Source organism: Mesorhizobium sp. B263B2A (assembly GCF_020165775.1).
GTDB classification, from domain to species: Bacteria; Pseudomonadota; Alphaproteobacteria; order Rhizobiales; family Rhizobiaceae; genus Mesorhizobium; species Mesorhizobium opportunistum.
The window spans coordinates 87171-105140 of record NZ_JAIUIU010000001.1 but is presented as its reverse complement, the minus strand read 5'-3'; the positions used below and the strand labels follow the sequence as shown (position 1 = coordinate 105140).

Annotated in this window: 14 protein-coding genes and 2 pseudogenes; 7 read left to right on the top strand and 9 right to left on the bottom strand. The window is 62.2% G+C overall.

Translation table 11 applies throughout. The annotated features are described in order from the left end of the window. Window positions 1-7: 7 nt before the first annotated feature. Window positions 8-1252 (bottom strand): glycosyltransferase family 2 protein, encoded by a 1245-nt coding sequence (locus LB568_RS00525; protein ID WP_224728725.1) that lies wholly within the window; start codon window positions 1250-1252, stop codon window positions 8-10. A gap of 248 nt (window positions 1253-1500) precedes the next feature. Between LB568_RS00525 and gshB the strand changes: the two genes are divergently transcribed. From gshB to LB568_RS00510, 3 genes and pseudogenes are all read left to right on the top strand, one after another. After that, window positions 1501-2454 (top strand): glutathione synthase, encoded by a 954-nt coding sequence (gene gshB / locus LB568_RS00520; RefSeq protein WP_224728724.1) that lies wholly within the window; start codon window positions 1501-1503, stop codon window positions 2452-2454. A gap of 64 nt (window positions 2455-2518) precedes the next feature. Beyond that, window positions 2519-3583, top strand: coding sequence for a glycosyltransferase (locus LB568_RS00515; RefSeq protein WP_224728723.1), 1065 nt, complete (start codon window positions 2519-2521; stop codon window positions 3581-3583). Between the two features lie 190 nt (window positions 3584-3773). Beyond that, window positions 3774-4421: pseudogene (locus LB568_RS00510) on the top strand (magnesium chelatase domain-containing protein); the annotation flags it as partial. 81 nt (window positions 4422-4502) lie between these two features. Here LB568_RS00510 and LB568_RS00505 read toward each other — a convergent pair. Beyond that, a complete protein-coding gene (locus LB568_RS00505) occupies window positions 4503-5912 on the bottom strand; it encodes a DNA sulfur modification protein DndB (protein ID WP_224728722.1) in 1410 nt (469 codons plus the stop codon). Window positions 5913-6164: 252 nt separating this feature from the next. Here LB568_RS00505 and LB568_RS00500 point away from each other — a divergent pair, with 252 nt between their 5' ends. Next, a complete protein-coding gene (locus LB568_RS00500; RefSeq protein WP_224728721.1) occupies window positions 6165-6623 on the top strand; it encodes a very short patch repair endonuclease in 459 nt (152 codons plus the stop codon). Here the strand turns inward: LB568_RS00500 and LB568_RS00495 are convergent. The 5 genes from LB568_RS00495 to LB568_RS00475 all read right to left on the bottom strand — a co-directional run bounded on the left by LB568_RS00495 (window position 6620) and on the right by LB568_RS00475 (window position 11218). Next, window positions 6620-7531 (bottom strand): DUF4928 family protein, encoded by a 912-nt coding sequence (locus LB568_RS00495; protein WP_224728720.1) that lies wholly within the window; start codon window positions 7529-7531, stop codon window positions 6620-6622. The two genes, LB568_RS00500 and LB568_RS00495, sit on opposite strands and share 4 nt — an antisense overlap. A gap of 20 nt (window positions 7532-7551) precedes the next feature. Beyond that, window positions 7552-8706 carry a DNA cytosine methyltransferase gene (locus LB568_RS00490; protein WP_224728719.1) on the bottom strand — a complete coding sequence of 385 codons (1155 nt, stop codon included), beginning with the start codon at window positions 8704-8706 and terminating at the stop codon, window positions 7552-7554. Between the two features lie 291 nt (window positions 8707-8997). Further along, window positions 8998-9759: a hypothetical protein gene (locus tag LB568_RS00485; protein WP_224728718.1), complete on the bottom strand. Its 762-nt coding sequence runs from the start codon at window positions 9757-9759 to the stop codon at window positions 8998-9000. Between the two features lie 6 nt (window positions 9760-9765). Then, a complete protein-coding gene (locus LB568_RS00480) occupies window positions 9766-10473 on the bottom strand; it encodes a hypothetical protein (RefSeq protein ID WP_224728717.1) in 708 nt (235 codons plus the stop codon). Between the two features lie 106 nt (window positions 10474-10579). After that, a complete protein-coding gene (locus tag LB568_RS00475; protein WP_224728716.1) occupies window positions 10580-11218 on the bottom strand; it encodes a recombinase family protein in 639 nt (212 codons plus the stop codon). 409 nt (window positions 11219-11627) lie between these two features. Here LB568_RS00475 and LB568_RS00470 point away from each other — a divergent pair, with 409 nt between their 5' ends. Together LB568_RS00470 and LB568_RS00465 are read left to right on the top strand one after the other, a co-directional pair. Then, on the top strand, window positions 11628-12725 hold the full coding sequence (locus tag LB568_RS00470) for a DNA sulfur modification protein DndB (protein WP_224728715.1): 1098 nt from the start codon (window positions 11628-11630) through the stop codon (window positions 12723-12725). A gap of 5 nt (window positions 12726-12730) precedes the next feature. Further along, complete coding sequence (locus LB568_RS00465; RefSeq protein ID WP_224728714.1) at window positions 12731-13039, top strand: hypothetical protein; 309 nt, start codon at window positions 12731-12733, stop codon at window positions 13037-13039. A gap of 48 nt (window positions 13040-13087) precedes the next feature. Here the strand turns inward: LB568_RS00465 and LB568_RS00460 are convergent, their stop codons facing one another. Beyond that, window positions 13088-14695, bottom strand: coding sequence for a recombinase family protein (locus tag LB568_RS00460; protein WP_224728713.1), 1608 nt, complete (start codon window positions 14693-14695; stop codon window positions 13088-13090). 5 nt (window positions 14696-14700) lie between these two features. On the opposite strand from LB568_RS00460, the pseudogene LB568_RS00455 reads away from it, so the two are divergent. Next, window positions 14701-15633, top strand: a pseudogene (locus LB568_RS00455) (YifB family Mg chelatase-like AAA ATPase); the annotation flags it as partial. A gap of 122 nt (window positions 15634-15755) precedes the next feature. Here LB568_RS00455 and LB568_RS00450 read toward each other — a convergent pair. Further along, window positions 15756-17927 carry a malate synthase G gene (locus tag LB568_RS00450; RefSeq protein WP_224728712.1) on the bottom strand — a complete coding sequence of 724 codons (2172 nt, stop codon included), beginning with the start codon at window positions 17925-17927 and terminating at the stop codon, window positions 15756-15758. Between the last annotated feature and the right edge of the window lie 43 nt (window positions 17928-17970).

Genomic DNA, 17970 nt, shown 5'->3' with positions numbered 1-17970 from the left:
AGTTGGTTCATTTTTCAGCAGTCGCGACGGATTCGCCCGATCCGGTGGGTTGGCCGGCTTTCAGCCGCTTGACCGGGATCTCCAGGACACCGAGCAGGAATGCCGAAAAGAAGGCCTGGAACGAAATGACGATCAGGCTCAAGCCCAGCACGACGATGCGCGGGATTTCGGAATCGTTCAGCGGGCCGAAGCCAAGATGTGCCCAACGCAGCACGGCATAGCCGACGAACAGCACGCCACCGGCGAAGCAGATGCCGGCATTGGCGGCAAGACGATCGGTGCTGATGGTCCTGGTCAGCCAATCGGAGCCGCGGCTGCGCGGCAGGATGCCGGTGATCTCGGCATAGTATCGCGATATGGCGCCGAAGGTGATGAGCTGGATACCGGTGATGATCATGAAGCAGGCGGCGACGAAGGTGTTGAGGTCGAGCGAGAGATTGTCGATCACCCGCAACGGCCCGAACACCAGCAGAGCCGCAAACAACAGCCCAAGGCTTGCGAGCACCGTGCCCGGTATGAAGAACATCCAGCGCGGATTGTAGACCAGCAGGAATTTGAGATGCCGCCAGCCGTCACGCCAGGTCCTCAGGTGCGGCGGCCGGCTGCGGCCGTCGGGCTTGAGCGTGGTCGGCACTTCCTCGATGCGCAGGCCGGCAAGCGCGCTGCGCACCACCATTTCGCTGGCGAATTCCATGCCCGTGGTCTGCAGGTCGAGCTTGCGGATGCTGTCGGCGTTGAAACCGCGCAGGCCGCAGTGGAAGTCACCGGTCCTGATGCGGAAAAACAGGCGGCCGACGAAGCTCAGCACCGGATTGCCGAGATAACGATGCAGCGGCGGCATGGCGCCGGTTTCGATGCCGCCCTGGAAGCGATTGCCCATCACCAGGTCGGCGCCGTCGCGCAAGCGCGCCACGAAGGCATCCAGCGCACCGAAATCGTAGCTGTCGTCGGCATCGCCCATGATGATGAAGCGGCCCCTGGCGGCGCCGATGCCGCCCAGAAGCGCGGCGCCATAGCCCTTCTGCGTCACCGGGACGACACGGGCGCCGCCTTGGGCAGCGATCTCCTGCGAACCATCGGTGCTGCCATTGTCGGCTATCAGCACCTCACCCAGGATCCCGGCCTTGTCGAGGAAGGCCCTGGCCTTCCCGATGCAGACAGCCAATGTCTCGGCCTCGTTGAGGCACGGCATCAGGATGGTGAGTTCAAGCTGTTTGGTCGAGGCGGCGCGGATGGCGGTGAGCGCGTTCATGGTCGTTGTTCCATCGGGAATCCCCGTCCGGCGCCTGCCGTTGGGATATTCGAGGCCTATTCTTGTATGGGAAGGCTTAAGAAAACGATGACGCAGGCACTTGCCTTGTCGCGATCCCTGTCGCGGTCCTTGTCGCGATCGGGCGTGCTGGGTTTGCGTCTTGCTGTTGCCGATCTTCCGGATGTGACGATTGGCAGAAGGCGCCGGGACCCTTATATCGCTCTCGTCGACTGTGTTGGGGACTTGCCATGAAGCTGAAAATCGCCGTCCAGATGGACCACATCTCCACCGTGTCGATCGCCGGCGACACCTCGTTCGCGCTGTCGCTGGAGGCGCAGCGGCGCGGGCACCGGTTGTTCCACTACACGCCCGACCGGCTGTCGATGCGCGACGGCAAGGTGTTTGCCCGCATCGAGGAGATGCAGGTGCGCGACGAGAAGGGCAACCACTATTCGCTGGGCGAGAAGGTGCGCACCGACCTCTCGGAGATGGATGTGATCCTGCTGCGCCAGGATCCGCCCTTCGACATGAATTACATCACCACCACGCACATCCTTGAACGCATCCACCCCGGGACGCTGGTCGTCAACGATCCGGCCTGGGTGCGCAACAGTCCGGAAAAGATCTTCGTCACCGAGTTTCCCGACCTGATGCCGGACACGCTGATCACCAAGGATCCGCTCGAAGTCGCCGCCTTCCGCAAGGAGTTCGGCGACATCATCATCAAGCCGCTGTACGGCAATGGCGGCGCCGGCATCTTCCACATGCTGGAGGCTGACCGCAACCTCGCCTCGCTGCTCGAAATGTTCGGCCAGATGTTCCGCGAACCCTATATCGTGCAGCGCTACCTGAAGGACGTGCGCAAGGGCGACAAGCGCATCATCCTGATCGACGGCGAGCCGGTCGGCGCCATCAACCGCGTGCCGGCGGAACACGATTCCCGCTCCAACATGCATGTCGGCGGCCGCGCCGAAAAGACCGAACTGACCGAACGCGAGCGCGAGATCTGCGCCCGCATCGGGCCTTCGCTGAAAGAACGCGGCTTCATCCTGGTCGGCATCGACGTCATCGGCGACTACATGACCGAGATCAACGTCACCTCGCCGACCGGCGTGCGCGAAGTCCAGCGCTTCGGCGGCGCCGACATCGCCAGCCTGTTCTGGGATGCCGTCGAGGGGAAGCGGCTGAAGTCGGCCGCGTAATCGCCGCATGTTGACTCTACAGCACGGGTATCGCCATCCTACCGGATTCGAGATTGTCGGAGCTATGTTGCGCCATCGCCGCAACCTCCGGAAAGGGCATCCTTCCGCGAAGGCGCAACCTGCTCTTCAGGCAAGCTTGCTGTCGGACGATCCGTTCATATCCTATTCGGGAATGTCCGGTACGCCCCTCGGATTGGCAAGTCATATGCCTCATCTTCCACGCAGCCATCGCGCCTGGTTTCTCGTCTCGCCAACCTGGTCCATCGAAAACAGTTCCAGCGTCAAAGCCATCCGGACCTATGCCGTTCTGCATAGACTTAGGAATCCCCGTCACTCGCTGATCTTCCTGTGCAACACACAAGCCGAGGTGGATCTGTTGAATCAGTCCGGTGAGGCCGCTTTCCTGCACAACAAGACTTCGACGACCTCCGAATACATATTCAGGCCGCTCGACGACATCGCTGTGGAATTTGATGCAATCTACAATGCGCAACTGGCTTCGTGGAAACGCCACGACTTGTCGCTTGGCATCCAGAGTTGCGCATTTGTCTTTTATCGCGATTCAATCGAGTCATCCACGGCGGAGTCGGAAAGAGCACGAATAAATCGGCACAGGGAGCTCGCGCCGGGCCACGTGTTTGTCAATGAGTTCGACAGCACCGGCAAGCCCGTCCGATTGGCGCCGGCTCAAGTGAACATGCATCTAAACCGTGCAGCCGTGGGAATTTGTCTCTCCGAAGTGGAGGGGCCAATGTTCGCCAGCACGGAATATCTTCTCGCGGGGCTTCCTGTGGTCACGACGCCGAACCATGGTGGCCGAGACCTTTATCTGGATGACGACTATTGCCTTACGGTTCCACCCGATCCTCGATCCATCGCGGAGGCTGTCTTGGCGCTGAAGGAGCGGCGAATCCCCCGGACCTATATTCGTTCGCAAACTTTGAAACGAGTTGAACGGGACCGCGGGCGGTTCATAGACCTTGTAAATGAGATTTTTCTGGAAAGCGGCTCTTTGCGCCGGATCGCCATGCCTTGGCCTTTCCGATATCCTGTCATGGAGTGGCTTCCACCCCAGATCGCAATCGATCGATCGCTTTCAGGTGCGGTCGATGCCTTCATCACCGCTTAGACGGCAAGCTGAAGCGGCCGTTTTCATTTTGTCTTAACCATGTTCCGCTTTTGCAGCCAGGCACAATCCGCCTGCAACCATAGCGTTTGCCTGTTCTCGTAATGTTCTTGATATGGCCGAAGAATTGTGATTGTCTCCGCGAGGGGTCATTCTTGGCCAATCGCAGGGGTTACGGCCCGGGGGCTTGAAAATGGTGGCGCGGGTTCGCACGGTCGCTTTCCAGGGCATCGAGGCCGTGCCGGTCGACGTGCAGGTGATGATCGCGCCTGGCAAGGTCAACATGCACATCGTCGGTCTGCCCGACAAGGCGGTGGCCGAAAGCCGCGAGCGGGTGCAGGCGGCGCTGCATGCGTCGGGCCTGTCGATGCCGTCGAAGAAGGTGACCATCAACCTGGCGCCCGCCGACCTGCCGAAAGAGGGCAGCCATTATGATCTGCCGATCGCGCTCGGCCTGATGGCCGCCCTTGGCGCTATTCCCGGCGACATGCTGGCCGGCTATGTCGTGCTCGGCGAGCTCTCGCTCGACGGCACGATCACCGCCGTGGCCGGTGCGTTGCCGGCGGCGATCGGCGCCAATGCCGAGGGCAAGGGGCTGATCTGCCCGTTCGCCTGCGGACCGGAAGCCGCCTGGGCGGGGCGGGAATTCGACATTCTGGCGCCGCGCAGCCTGATTGCCATCGCCAACCATTTCCGTGGCACGCAGGTGCTGTCGCGGCCGGAGGCCGGCATCCACGCCTCGGCGCTGGACCTGCCCGACCTCGCCGACATCAAGGGCCAGGAGACCGCCAAGCGGGCGCTGGAGGTGGCGGCCGCCGGCGGACACAATCTGCTGATGGTGTGAACAGAAGACCCTATCGAGGGGCGTCCGAAATAAAGGGGACGCGGTCACCCGCGCCCCCTTCCGTGGCTACCCATCCGATCAGGCGTGACGAGTGGGCAGTCCGAGCTTGTACCGGATCATGTCGGCGATGATGGGGTAGACGTCGTTGTGCTTGACCGAGAAGGTGAAGCGGCTGTTCTGGAAAGTGCCGATGTCACGGTCAGTCACATTGCCGTTCTCGTCCTTGGGCAGATACGGTTCGATCCCCTTGATCGCATTGATCTGCTTCGCCCCAGGCTTCCGCTGATCGTCCGAAAGCGTGTAGTAACGCCACATGGGGTTGTCGTGACTGAAGTTGACGTCGTTGAGGTTGTTCAACAACGTCTGCAGGTGCTCGGCATCCTCCGGCGCGGCCGAACGCGAGAACCCGAGGTCGTACACCAGCTTCGCGATCGCCTTTTGAACAACGATCTGGCTGATCACGCTGCTTTCGGCGTCGCCGAAGCCGTCAACCTCCTTGATTGCCTCCCACATCGATTTCACCGTCGCTTTCCGCTCGGCCACCAGCGTCGGAACCGCTCCGCGCACGTTGGTCTTGTTCTGAAATGCAATGGCGTTGACGCTGGCAAGTTCAGTGAGCGAGAGCGCCCCGTCCTCTTCGGCTCCGATCAGGTCCGACAGATCGTCCTGGATGAAGACGACGATCGCGTTGGCCCTATCGAACTGATACGACAAGTCCGTCGCGACTTTGCGCGTCTTGTTGTTGAGGTCAGCAAACGTCTGCCGCTCCTCCGCGACGTTGAGCCCGATGTGAAGATCGATCGTGACAGTCATCCTGGCCAGAGCTTCGCGGGTGTACACCCAGAACTGCCGCATCGACTTCGGAACTTCACCCTTGAGGCCGAAGAATGAACGCCGGCCCTTGCCGGAAGGGTAGGTGCCGGCAGACGCGACGAAGTCCAGGAAAGCCCGAGCCCGGTCGAAACCGGCTTTCCGGTGCTGGCCATCGAGCAGGGACCAGCTAACCGAGCTGCGAAGCCAGACCCGCACCACGTTCACGCCGTTCACCTTGGCGACGAGCTCATGACGGATCGAGTTCGGATCATTCCGATCCACACCGCGAAGGTTGGCCGTCCACGGGGCAAGCGCAAAGACCTCCTGCGGTCCCATGAGAGCGAGGACGTTCCGCCACTCCTGCAGAACAGGCCGCCCAAGCCGCTCGCATTCGGCGATGCCGGCGACGGCAGCGGCGTGGAGCGTATACGACGCGAGGCCATTTGCATGAGCCTCATTCAGCTCACGCTGCGCGGCCTCGTCGCTGTTCTCCGGATCGTTGTAGACCGTGGTCGTCTCCGCCGCCTCCAAGGCGGGCATGCTGACCGCAAGCACGGCGTGCCCGGCATTGCTGCCGAGGATGGCGAGGTGTTCCCGAAACTGCGTCTCGGTCCCCGCCAACAGATCTTCGAAAGTGGCCATTTTGTCCTCTTCGGTGTCGTCGAAATTGAGCATGGAAAGCTCCTTGAGCCCAGTGATCGCCTGATGCCTTCGATTTAGGCGATGATTTCACCGGCGTCAACCACCCCAGGGGAGTTTTTTTTGACAATCGAGGCGCGATTGATCTCCCCTGGAGCGTTTAAACGAGAATTGCGAACGATCCAGGGGGATCGAGCTTCGCCACCAGGCTGGTTCCGAACGGCCAGGATCAAAGCTCGATAATCTGGAAGTGTTTGATTTCGGTCGCCGTTGGCTTTCCGAGCTGGGATGCCTATTCTCGGCTTGCATCAGAAACGAGAACGGGACGGCCCGTTGGATCGAATTGGACCACACGAGCGATCCGCCATTATGGCGAAGGTCGCGAGCAAGAACACCCGCCCCGAGCTTCTGGTGCGTTCGATGTTGTTCCGCGCCGGACTACGGTTCCGTCTTCATGCGCGCGAACTCCCAGGGTCTCCCGACGTCGTGCTGCCGAAGCATCGCACGATAGTGTTCGTGCATGGCTGCTTCTGGCATGGGCACGATTGCCGAAGTGGGCGGAACCGGCCGAAATCCAACGCCGGGTATTGGGAGGCAAAACTCGACCGCAACATCAGCCGCGACAGAGATGCGCGCCTACGGTTGGAGGAACAGGGATGGACAGTTCATGTAATCTGGACTTGCCAGCTCGAACATGACACCCAGCGCCTCATAGAGGCACTTCATCCTGGATCTGCTCGCGCTTAGGGCTCGTCGAACTCTATTCGCAGGCTCGGGTCGGCTTCACAGTGTGCGACGATTTTGTTGTAGCGGCGGATCAATTCCCCGACGGTCGTTGGCCTGCTGTCGCGATCGAACTTGCTCCATTCGTAGACATTCATAGAAATGAACTGCTCGATCTCGATGACGTCCACGCGATCTTCGATCCCCGCCAACGTCGCCGACGCCTTCGCCCCGCCCAGGCCGTTCTCCGTGGTGATGATCACCGGCCTCAGACCTGCTTCCAGGTTTTGTACCACCTTTCGCATCAGCCCTTCGGATGGTGCGGCGCTGACATGAATGGCGACGTCGCCCAGAAGGAAATCCCCAGCGCGATTGGTTGGAGCGTCCGCCACAGATGCGCCGTGATGCGTGATTTCGCCCTCCTTCACGAGGTCGAGCTTGGCTCCAACGAGGTGCTGCATCACGGTGCCCGCGTACATCTTACCACCAGCCGCCTGCTGGCGGGACACGGCTTGGGAGATCAAGTGCCTGATGGATGACCGTAGCGATTTGGAGGGGTCGAGCTTGAACGTGAACGGCTGTTGAGCCCAATACGTCAAGACCTGCTGGACCCAGTATGCCTCAGCATCATCGAGGTCCAACTTACCTGCGCTCCACAGCGAGTTCATAGCGTCGACGTAGGCTTCCAGCCGCCCCAGATTGCCACGGCTCGTCCTGCCGCCCTCGGAGGCTAACCTGCGCGTGATCCCATGATCCTTCAGGATGCTGTCGGTGGCCGCACCCCCCAGTCCCTTCACTTGACCTCCCTGCGCGGTCTTGAGGCTGCTGGCGTTCACGGGGAAGGTCATGCTCTTGAGGCTTCGCGTGACGACCAGCACAAACGCCAGGGTGCCATTGGAAGGGCCGACATGCTCTGTATTGAAGGCGGTCAAGGCCCGCTGCTGTTCTGGGCTCATTGTGCCGCAACTCGCGCGGCGTGAAGGTCCGCCTGCGCTGCAGTCATCGGTTCGAGCAGCGTCTTGGCTATGTGTCGAACCACTGGAACCACCACACCGTCGCCTACGAGCTGATAGGCTTGGTTGTAGTTTCCCGGCAGCCTGTAGCTATCCGGCAGACCCATCAACCGTGCAGCCTCTCGGGGCGACAACAACCTGCTGCGGACTTGCCGTGGCCCCACAACAATGATCGCTTGACGTGATGACCCTCCGGCAGGGGTCCGGAGGCAGCCAGCCAAACCGTCGAACCTGACTTCAGCTCTTTGCCTACCTTCGCGTGTCCTGCGATAGACCCCACCGACAACGCTATGGCCCGTCTCACGGGCGCGGACCTGTGCGGATCGAACCTTTCCGGCATGGAGAGGGTTCATTAGGCTTAGAAGGTACTGGGTCTGAGCGGTGCTGTTCCACGAGACCCCGGAAGGCTCGTCTTCAATGAGGTCTTCGAAGGTGTCGTTGCGGGGCTTCGGTAACGGTGGCGACCACCACAGCCATGCCTGCCGCGAAGCCTCGGGCAGCCCCGCGTAGGCCGCCTGAACCGCTTTGGTGTGCCAAGGCTCGACTGGCTCTCCGCTCGTCAAGCCCGGCGGGACGAACACATCCTCTCGCACGCCAATGATGAACAGTCGTGGGCGCGACTGAGGCACAAACAAGCGCGCGTCGATGATCATCGCTCCAAAGCGATACTTTGCCTTGGCGAACGCACCTGCGATCTGTCGAAAGTCCTCACCACTGTGAGAGGTCAGCGCACCGAAGACGTTCTCAAGCACGATCATGCGGGGCGAACGCCCCTCCGCTCGCAACTGAAGCATCAACTGCCAGAAAGGCCAGAAGGTACCCGAACGCGCGCCGGCCAGCCCTTTGTATGCGCCGGCCAAAGAGAGGTCCTGACATGGGAACGATGCCCAAGCCAAATCTGGCGAGCCGGGAAGCCGGGCCGCAGAGACCCGACCTACGTCTGCGAGTTCAAATTCATCGGCGACCCAGTTCTCGCGATAGCTCGATGCCTTGTCAGCGTCGATGTCGTTCGCGAAGAGGCACTCCCAGCCTGAGCCAAGGCCAGCGCGCGCCATCCCGCCTCCTGCGAAGAACTCATAGAACGTTCCGGCCAAGTGGCCTCCCCAGCGTGCCGAACCAGTTGGCGTCCTGTGTGCCATGATTTGCGGGTTTGGCAAAGCCGCCTCCGCTCACCTGCTGACAAAGAGCTGTTGACGAACACCGACGGAACAGCGCGGCATCCTGTAACCGCACGCGGTCCTCACGACGCGTTCGCGTTCGCTCTTGAGGTCCTCACGAGACCGACATCGGTGGAAGCCTTGCGCTGCAAGGGTTTGAACCCGACTTCGCCGCTACCGTTGTCTCCCTGAAACCACGAACCCGGTGCGGACTGGGGATTTCCCCACTTAGAAGTCATCCGTCATCACCGGCAACCGCTTCGTGATTTCCTTCTCGACGTCGTTGAGCTCGGTCAGGATGGCCTGTAGGTCGTCCCTCCCCTTGACCGCGCGGGCTCTCAATGCGGCCTCTTGAAGGTAAGCAATCGCGGCGTCACGGTGCCTCGCATCAGGATTGTAGAGGCCGTCGAAGGGTTCATCGGGTACTTCAGTAAATTCCTCTGTTCGCTCTCTCTGAAGCTGCTGATAGGTCATTGGCGCGTCCGCCTTCAGCCACTTCAGGACTGTTTTGTGAGCGATCCCGCCGAGGTCGATGGCCATCTCTCTGGCCGACTTGATCTTACCGTTCGCTCTGCCTCCTCGCGGGCCGGGATGGCGGTGCTGTTTGGCCTTCAGGTAGTTGCGGAACGCCATCCGCTTCTCTTTGTTCGAGAGCTTCTCGCCGTGCAGAAGGTTGGCCCGTGAAGCCAGCCATAGGAGTTCCTCTGTCCCCGACACCGTGATGATCTCGGCCTCGATCAACTCCTTGCCCAGTTCCAGAGCGGCGGTCGCGCGATGCCACCCGTCAATGATGGCGTAGACCTTCTTTGCGCCCTTCGCCTGCGCCTCGCTGACCTGAATTGCCGGGAAGCCCACGACCGTGTTTCCGCCGGGGTCGTACTCGGCCATCGCCTGGCGATACCGGCGCACCAAGTCCGGTTTCGTCTTCTCCCTTATCTGGGTTTCGGCGTCGAACATGATGTCCTCGACGCGGATGTGCTTGGTGTTCAAGTCAGGTCAGTCCTTCCGTTTGGCTTGGGGCAAACTGGTCGCCCGGTGTTGGATTAGGAGCTCGGTGGCTTGCTCCAGCGCCTCGCCAATGTGTCTCAGAACCCGACCACGCGGTCTCGGGTAGACATGCAACTCGGTCGCAGCCGGACCCTCGCCCCACCTCTTGTGCGTGCCAGAGGCCATCCGATGGACGAGTTTGGCGGCCTGAACCTGTTTAAACTCTGCCTTGCGCTCCGCCTTCGGGTCGTCCCTAATGATCATCTCGACGGCCAGCCATGCGGCGACCACACGGCGGGGGTCGATGCCGGCCTTCCGCAGCCTCGCCCAAGCGGCCTTGGCGCGCTCCTGTGGTGCCAACCCGCGCAACCGAAACGCCTCTACATGAGGCCCTGCGGTCCGCATTAGGGTCGCCACCCGGTCGACCGCATTGGCCACATAGTTGTCGCTCTGGTTCAGCTCAAGCCATGCCAGCGCGGTGGCCCGGTAAGGGTTGATCTCTCGGGCTCCATAGGAGGCTCTGTAGGGGCTGCCGTGGCGAGCGTAGTGGTCCGCGTGTGAACGACAGAACCGTGTGTCCAGACCGTCCCCAGTGCCTGCACGGGCCGGCCTGCTGCACCCGAGCACTCGGCAACGGGAGAACATCGCGCTGGGCTCGTTCGCCCGGCCCTTCACTTCGGCTTTCCGCTCGCGCTTGGCCGTCCAGTTCGTCGACATCACGTTCCTTCGAAATCGCCACCCCGCACCAGCGGACGGGCATGCGTCTACAGCAGGGCAAACGACCGGGACAACGAGAATGCGTCCCGGCCTCGGTTACTCAACGTCAGCGGCTGATCGAAGGTTCAGGAGCAGGTGCAAGACGCTTCGCCAGCTTCGCCAGCGTCGACCGTGAGCAGTTGGTGGCCCGAACGATGGTGTTCCAGCTCTGCCCCCTCCGCAGCATCTCTAAGATGGCCTCGTTGCGCTCTGCGTCCTCAGGTCGACCCTTCATCCTCCCCTCGGCCTTCGCCTTGGCGATGCCCTGAGCCTGCCTACGGCGTCGGTCGTCATAGTCCTTTCGAGCGATGGCCGCGAGCATGTCGAGCAGCATCCCGTTGATCGCGTCGAACATCCGCCCGGTGAAGGCGTCCTCGGTCTTCAGCATCATGTGCGAGGTCGGCAAGTCCAGCGCCACGACCTTGACCTCTCGGTCCTTGATCTCGCGCTTTAGCTGATCCCAATCCTTGTCCGACAGACGGCTCAGGCGGTCGACCTGTTCGGTGAGCAAGATGTCGCCCGGCTTGCTATCCCTGAGCAGCCGGAACAGCTCCGGCCTGTGCAGCGTTGCCCCGCTCTCGTTCTCCTCATAGGTCGCCGCGATGGTCAGCCCCCGCTCCTTGCAGAACGCTTCGAGGTCGGCCCGTGCCCGTCCTGCGTCCTGCTCCTTGGTCGAAGCCCTGAGGTAGGCTCGGATGAATGTCATGGTGCCCTCCAGTTCGATTTGACTGGTTCGCTAATAGATGGTTCGATTTGGGTATGTCAAGGGAATTTATCGAACCAACCGCAGCCCGGTTCGGAAAGGGCACACCTTTTCAGACCAACGTCGTTCGCTTCGATCTCGGCCAGGGCCCCGGGTACGGGGGTAACCGCACGTGGCTCCATGTCCCATGGGTCGCTCCAACGTTTTTCCCAAAAAATTCTCCCCCACCAGAGCGAGCTCTCATCGTTCTTCGCCAGGAGCTCCTCGATCGTGTCACCTCAGCTCGTAAATAAAGTTGCTACAGCTCGTTGACACGCTTTGGCGAGCTGTGACATAGGTGGCGTAGAGCTCCTGACAGGAAATGAGCGAGTGGTCGCTCTACGTCGAAGCGAGCTCGCTATGGAGAAGTGAAATGGAAGTTCATGTGTCTGCCATGCGGGGCAAGATGGGTTCCCGCACCTACTACGCCTGCCTCATGCCGATGACGGCCGTCCCGCAGTTCTTCAAGTTCACGGAATGGAACGGCATCAGCGCGGAGGATCGTGAACAGCGCGTGTTGAACGCGAAGCGGGTTCCCGACATCGCCCGTTACATTAACGAGAACGAGGACGATTACCTGTTCTCGTCGATCACCGCGTCTTACAAGTCGCCGCCGAAGTTCAGCCCGTTTGACGGCAATCCCGAGACCAACATCGGCACTTTGAAGCTGCAGCTCGGCGATGAGCTGATCATCAACGACGGCCAGCACCGTTGCGCCGGCATTGTGAAGGCCCTCGCCGAGGGCAGCCCATCGGTGAAGACAGACACGCTCTCGGTCCTTCTCTTCCCCTGGGAGACCACCGACCGGGTCCAGCAGATGTTCTCTGATCTCAACCGGACCGTTGTGAAGACCTCGAAGTCGCTCGACATCCTGTACGACAAACGGGACGATTTGGCCGCCGCCACGCTGGCAATGGTTGAGCAGGTGCCTGTCTTCAAGGACTTGACCGAGAAGGAGGACATGGCTTTGAAGGCCAAGTCGACTAAGCTGTTCACGCTCGCTGCGCTCTACGACGCATGCTCTGAGGTGCTCAAGGGTCACGACAAGTCGGAGATCATGGCCAACGCCGCCCTGCTGGCCGACTACTGGTCGACAGTGGCGACCCACATGCCGGACTGGACGAAGGCGCAATCCGGCTTCAAGTTGCCGTTGGAAATCCGGCAGGAGCGCATCTCCACGCACTCCACCGTGCTCCGTGCGCTCGGGGGGCTCGGTTCGGACCTCATGTCCACCCCGGATTGGCGAGACCGGCTGAACTTGCTGGACCACGTCGACTGGTCGAAGAAGAACCCCGAGTGGCAGGACGTCTGTATCTCTGCCAACTCGGTCGTGTCCAACCGTCAGGCGCGCTTTGCAACCAAGGCATTCCTGAAGAAAAAGCTCGAGCTTCCTCTGACGGACGCTGAACTTCGGTCGGTCACGCCGCTTCATGAGCTGTTTGCGCCGCTTCCTGCGGCACTCAGGGGGTGAGAACGATGGGGCACAGAGCCTTTCCGAGCGGCGTCACCCTGACGCGAGCGGACGCCGCCCAGATCAAGGGGATGCTCGCACGCGGTGACCGCCAGCACGACATCGCAAGCTGGTTTGGTGTCAACGGTGGCCGTATCGCCGAGATCGCCACAAGGCATCGCTTCAGAGACGTTCCCGCCGCTTCGGGTGATAGGTTGCCGCCGAGCGGCCCCTATCCGCACGCGCGCGACGCCGTCGCTGCAATCGAAGCCTTAGCTGCCGCGAAGGCGGCCTTGGCGGTCGCCGAAGAATGTGTCCGGGGACGGCTCGCGTAACGGGCGCTTCAGCACAACAAGAGGGGGCTTCGGCCCCCTTTTTTGCACCTATACCTCCTTCGGCCACGCATAGGTAACGCTGGTCACCTCTCCAGGCGCGTGCTTCCAGTGAAACACAAGGTGACCGATGGACCAGTCCACCTCGACCTTGGTGAAGAGCTGGCGGAGGGTCGCGTTGATCAGCGCCACGTCGCGCGGTTCCTCCGCCTCAGACGCGTCAACAAAATGCGCCGCCGTCACCTGAACGCGGTTTGTGAGGGCCTCCGCAATGCGCTCCTCGAGGACCGCGATGGTGCGCCGGAGGTCGTCCCTCGCCGCCTCGTTCTGATGAAGCCTATCGAGTAACGCGCGTGACGACCGCTCCCCGAGCTTCGTGATGGCTCCAACAACCCGTTCAATCTCATCGTTCACCGCCTCGTCAGCGGCGACCGCCCGCTCATACTCGTTCTGCAACGCTTCGTCGGTCGCGGGCAGCGAAGCATTCAGCCACCCGGCGTTCTTGACAATCGCATGTTCAACGTCTTCAACCTTGGCCTGTCGGTACTCACAGCCGGCCCCGACTTTGGCCGTGGTACAGACCAAGTACGGCTTGCCGCCCTTCTTGCCACCCTTGTTCACGCGGGTCATAGTCGACCCACACTTCGGGCACTTGGCGAGCCCCGCCAGAATGTTGGCCATGCCAGTGCCGCTTTCTCTAACGCTCCGACCGCTGGAAAGAGCGTTGACCCTGTCGAACACCTCGCGGTCGATCACTGTCGGGAAATAGCCCTCCACGGTCTCGGTCGGGATGCGCCGCTTCTTTCCGCCCACGGTCTCAACGCGGTGAGGTGTGAACGCTCCAGTGGTGGACGGGTCGGCAAGCATCTTCTTGATGTAGGTCCGGTGCCATCTGTCGGCGGGTCTCGGTTTCAGTTTGGCTCGGCGCTCCTCAGGGGTTCGCCGCTTGATGCCGAACGGTGCGACACCTTCCCGGTTCAGGGTCTCGGCAATCGCATGCTGACCCTTGCCCGCCAGCGTCATGTCGAACACGCGCCGCACGACCTCGGCCCGATCCGGTATCAAATCAAATCCGGTACGATCTTGCCTGAGACGCAACCATCCGGGGCACAGCGCGGACAGCGGCTTGGTGGCAGCGTTGCGTCGCTTATTGGCCCACGCCTCTCCGACCCGCCGACCCTTCTTGGCGCTCTCCTCGTTCGCCCTGGCTGCCACCAGAAGCGCGACCATGAGGGCCGTAGGGTCATCATCCAGAAGTTCCTCGGTGTAGACCCGCCCGTCATCCAACGTGACCACTGTGATGCCAGCTTCGCAAATCCGCTCCAGAACCTTCACCGCCTTGCGGGGCTTCTGTCGGCTCAGTCGGTCGAGGCTCTCGACGAGGAGGTAGCTCCCCGCCTTGATGTCCTCAAACTCCACCGCAGCGAGGAACTCACCAAGCCGCCCAGCCTCGTTCGCACCCTTGTAGGCCGAGACGCCACGGTCTTCGAAAGTGAGCTTGTCGTCGAGGTCGAGCCCATGCAGTACCGCGTACCGCTCAGCCGCTTCGGTCTGTCGGCGGAGGCTATCACCGCGCTCCTGCTCCGGTGTCGAGAAGCGGATGTAGGAGTACGCTTTGGGACGATTGGTGAGTGCGGCGCGGGGCGTGTGTTTGGTCATGGATGCGGGCCATACAAGAGCGTGGGTCTTCTGTCCATAACATGCTGATGGTCGGGCCGCCGGGATCGGGCAAATCGATGCTGGCGCAGCGGCTGCCGTCGATCCTGCCGCCGCTGGCGCCGAAGGAATTGCTCGAAGTCTCGATGATCGCCTCGGTGGCGGGCGAACTCGGCGAAGGCAAGCTGACCGACCGGCGGCCGTTCCGCGCGCCGCATCATTCGGCCTCGATGGCGGCGATGGTCGGCGGCGGCATGCGCGCACGGCCGGGCGAAGTATCGCTGGCCCATCATGGCGTGCTGTTCCTCGACGAGTTTCCGGAATTCACGCCGCAGACGCTCGATGCGCTGCGCCAGCCACTGGAGACCGGCGACTGCATGATCGCGCGCGCCAACCATCGCGTCACCTATCCGGCGCGCATCCAGTTGGTGGCGGCGATGAACCCGTGCCGCTGCGGCATGGCCGGCGAGCCGGGCTATCGCTGCCTGCGCGGCGAACGCTGCCGCACCGACTACCAGGCGCGCATTTCGGGCCCGCTGCTCGACCGCATCGATCTCAGGATCGAAGTGCCGGCGGTCTCGGCGAGCGACCTGATCCGGCCAGACCGGGCGGAAAAAAGCGCGGCGGTCGCACTGCGCGTTGCCCGGGCGCGCACCATCCAGCGCGAACGCTTCGAACGGCTCGGCGCCACCCGCGCCACCACCAACGCACATTGCGCGCCGGCGATGATCGAGGAGATCGCCATGCCGGATGCCGCCGGTCTGTCACTGCTCAAGGACGCCAGCGAAAAGCTCGCCTTTTCCGCGCGCGCCTACCACCGGGTGCTGAAAGTGGCGCGCACACTCGCCGACCTCGACGCCAGCGAGACGGTCGGCCGCATCCACCTAGCCGAAGCGATTTCCTATCGCATGAGTTCGGAGCGGATGGCGCAGGCGGCGTAGAGCAATTCCAGGAAAAGTGTGGAACGGTTTTCCCGGGAAAAGCGCATATAGCGCTTTCCCTTGGGAATTGCGTTAGAACAAGGAGATAGAGCGGTTCGCCGTTCCGTGAAACGATGCGTTTTTCAGGCCGTCGCTTTTGCCTTCAGCTCTAGCCGCCGCGCGTGCAGCACCGGCTCGGTGTAGCCGTTGGGTTGGCTGGTGCCCTTGAACACCAGGTCGCAGGCGGCCTGGAAGGCGATCGAGCCGTCGAAATCGGGCGCCATCGGCCGGTAGAGCGGGTCGCCTACATTCTGGCGGTCGACGATGGCCGCCATGCGTTGCAGCGAATCCCGCACCTGGATTTGCGAGCACACCTTGTGGCGCAGCCAGTTGGCGATGTGCTGCGAGGAGATGCGCAGCGTGGCGCGGTCTTCCATCAGGCCGACATCGTTGATGTCGGGCACTTTGGAGCAGCCGACGCCCTGGTCGATCCAGCGCACGACATAGCCCAGAATCCCCTGCGCGTTGTTGTCGAGCTCGCGCTGGATCTCGTCGGGCGTCCAGTTCGGCCGCACGGCGACCGGCACCGAGAGGACGTCGTCGAGTTTTGCCTTCGGACGGCTCTTCAGCGCCGCCTGCACCGCGTGGACATCGACCTTGTGGTAATGCGTGGCATGCAGCGTCGCCGCCGTCGGCGACGGCACCCAGGCGGTGTTGGCGCCGGCCTTGGGGTGAGCGATCTTCTCGACCAGCATCGCCGCCATCAGATCGGGCATCGCCCACATGCCCTTGCCGATCTGGGCATGGCCGGCGAGCCCGCATTCGAGCCCGGTGTCGACATTCCACGCCTCATAGGCGGAAATCCAGGCGGCCTGCTTCATGTCGCCCTTGCGGATCATCGGGCCGGCTTCCATCGAGGTGTGGATCTCGTCGCCGGTGCGGTCGAGGAAGCCGGTGTTGATGAACACCACCCGATCTTTCGCGGCGCGGATCGCTTCCCTGAGGTTGACGGTGGTGCGCCGCTCCTCGTCCATGATGCCCATCTTGATGGTATTCCCGGGCATGCCGAGCAGGGCTTCGACGCGGTCGAAAATCTCGACGGCGAAGGCGACTTCCTCCGGCCCGTGCATCTTGGGCTTCACCACATACATCGAGCCCGCGCGCGAATTCATCCGCCGCCCGTTCGGCCCGACATCGTGCAGCGCGATCAGTGCCGTCATCGCGGCGTCCATGATGCCTTCCGGCACTTCGTTGCCGTCGCGGTCCAGGATCGCCGGGTTGGTCATCAGGTGACCTACGTTGCGCACCAGCATCAGCGAACGGCCGGGCACGGTCAGCGTGCCGCCGACGGGTGCGGTGTAAGAGCGATCCGGATTGAGTTTGCGGACAAAGCTCTTGCCGCCCTTGGTGATCTCTTCGGCCAGATCGCCTTTCATCAGGCCGAGCCAGTTGCGGTAGACCACGACCTTGTCCTGGGCATCCACCGCGGCGACCGAATCCTCGCAATCCTGGATGGTGGTCAGCGCCGATTCCAGGATGACATCGGCAATGCCAGCCGGATCGGTGCGGCCGATCTGGTTGTCGCGGTCGATCACGATCTCGACATGCAGGCCATTTTTCACCAGCAGCACGGCTTGCGGGTTGGCGGCGTCGCCGCGATAGCCGACGAATTGCTTGGGATCGGCGAGCGTGGTGACGCCGGCGCCCTCACCCAGTTTCAGCGCGCCGTGCGCCACCGAGAGGCCGTTGACGCCGGCCCACTTTCCCGTGGTCAGCGGCACCGACCGGTCGAGGAAGACCTTGGCCCAGGCAATCACCTTGGCGCCGCGCGCGGGGTTGAAGCCCTTGCCCTTCGCGGCGCCGTCGGTCTCGGGGATGGCATCGGTGCCGTAGAGCGCATCGTAGAGCGAGCCCCAGCGCGCATTGGCGGCGTTGAGCGCATAGCGGGCATTCATCACCGGCACGACCAGCTGCGGACCGGCGACGACAGCAATCTCGGGGTCGACATTGTCCGTCGACACGCTGAAGGCCGGCCCCTCGGGCACGATGTAGCCGATCTCCTTGAGGAAGCCCTTGTAGGCCTCCATGTCGATGGGGGCACCATTGTCCCGATACCAGCCGTCGAGCTTCTCCTGCATGGCGTCGCGTTTTGCCAGCAGCGCCCGGTTCTTCGGCGCGAGGTCATGGACGATGGCAGAAAAACCGTTCCAGAAGGCCGCCGCCTCGATGCCGGTGCCGGGCAGCGCCTCGGCGGCCACAAAATCATGCAGCTCGCGGGCAATCCGCAATCCGGCGATTTCGACGCGATCGGTCATCAGGCTGCTCCAGATGAAAGGCTTTGCGGGGCGTTTGACATGT

What these genes read in the sequence shown, in the direction of transcription:
- LB568_RS00450 (WP_224728712.1), bottom strand. Translation starts at nt 17,927, where the DNA reads ATGACCGATCGCGTCGAAATCGCCGGATTGCGGATTGCCCGCGAGCTG.
- LB568_RS00505 (WP_224728722.1), bottom strand. Translation starts at nt 5,912, where the DNA reads ATGCTCAATTTCGACGACACCGAAGAGGACAAAATGGCCACTTTCGAA.
- LB568_RS00500 (WP_224728721.1), top strand. Translation starts at nt 6,165, where the DNA reads ATGCCTATTCTCGGCTTGCATCAGAAACGAGAACGGGACGGCCCGTTG.
- LB568_RS00460 (WP_224728713.1), bottom strand. Translation starts at nt 14,695, where the DNA reads ATGACCAAACACACGCCCCGCGCCGCACTCACCAATCGTCCCAAAGCG.
- gshB (WP_224728724.1), top strand. Translation starts at nt 1,501, where the DNA reads ATGAAGCTGAAAATCGCCGTCCAGATGGACCACATCTCCACCGTGTCG.
- LB568_RS00525 (WP_224728725.1), bottom strand. Translation starts at nt 1,252, where the DNA reads ATGAACGCGCTCACCGCCATCCGCGCCGCCTCGACCAAACAGCTTGAA.
- LB568_RS00475 (WP_224728716.1), bottom strand. Translation starts at nt 11,218, where the DNA reads ATGACATTCATCCGAGCCTACCTCAGGGCTTCGACCAAGGAGCAGGAC.
- LB568_RS00470 (WP_224728715.1), top strand. Translation starts at nt 11,628, where the DNA reads ATGGAAGTTCATGTGTCTGCCATGCGGGGCAAGATGGGTTCCCGCACC.
- LB568_RS00515 (WP_224728723.1), top strand. Translation starts at nt 2,519, where the DNA reads ATGTTGCGCCATCGCCGCAACCTCCGGAAAGGGCATCCTTCCGCGAAG.
- LB568_RS00465 (WP_224728714.1), top strand. Translation starts at nt 12,731, where the DNA reads ATGGGGCACAGAGCCTTTCCGAGCGGCGTCACCCTGACGCGAGCGGAC.
- LB568_RS00480 (WP_224728717.1), bottom strand. Translation starts at nt 10,473, where the DNA reads ATGTCGACGAACTGGACGGCCAAGCGCGAGCGGAAAGCCGAAGTGAAG.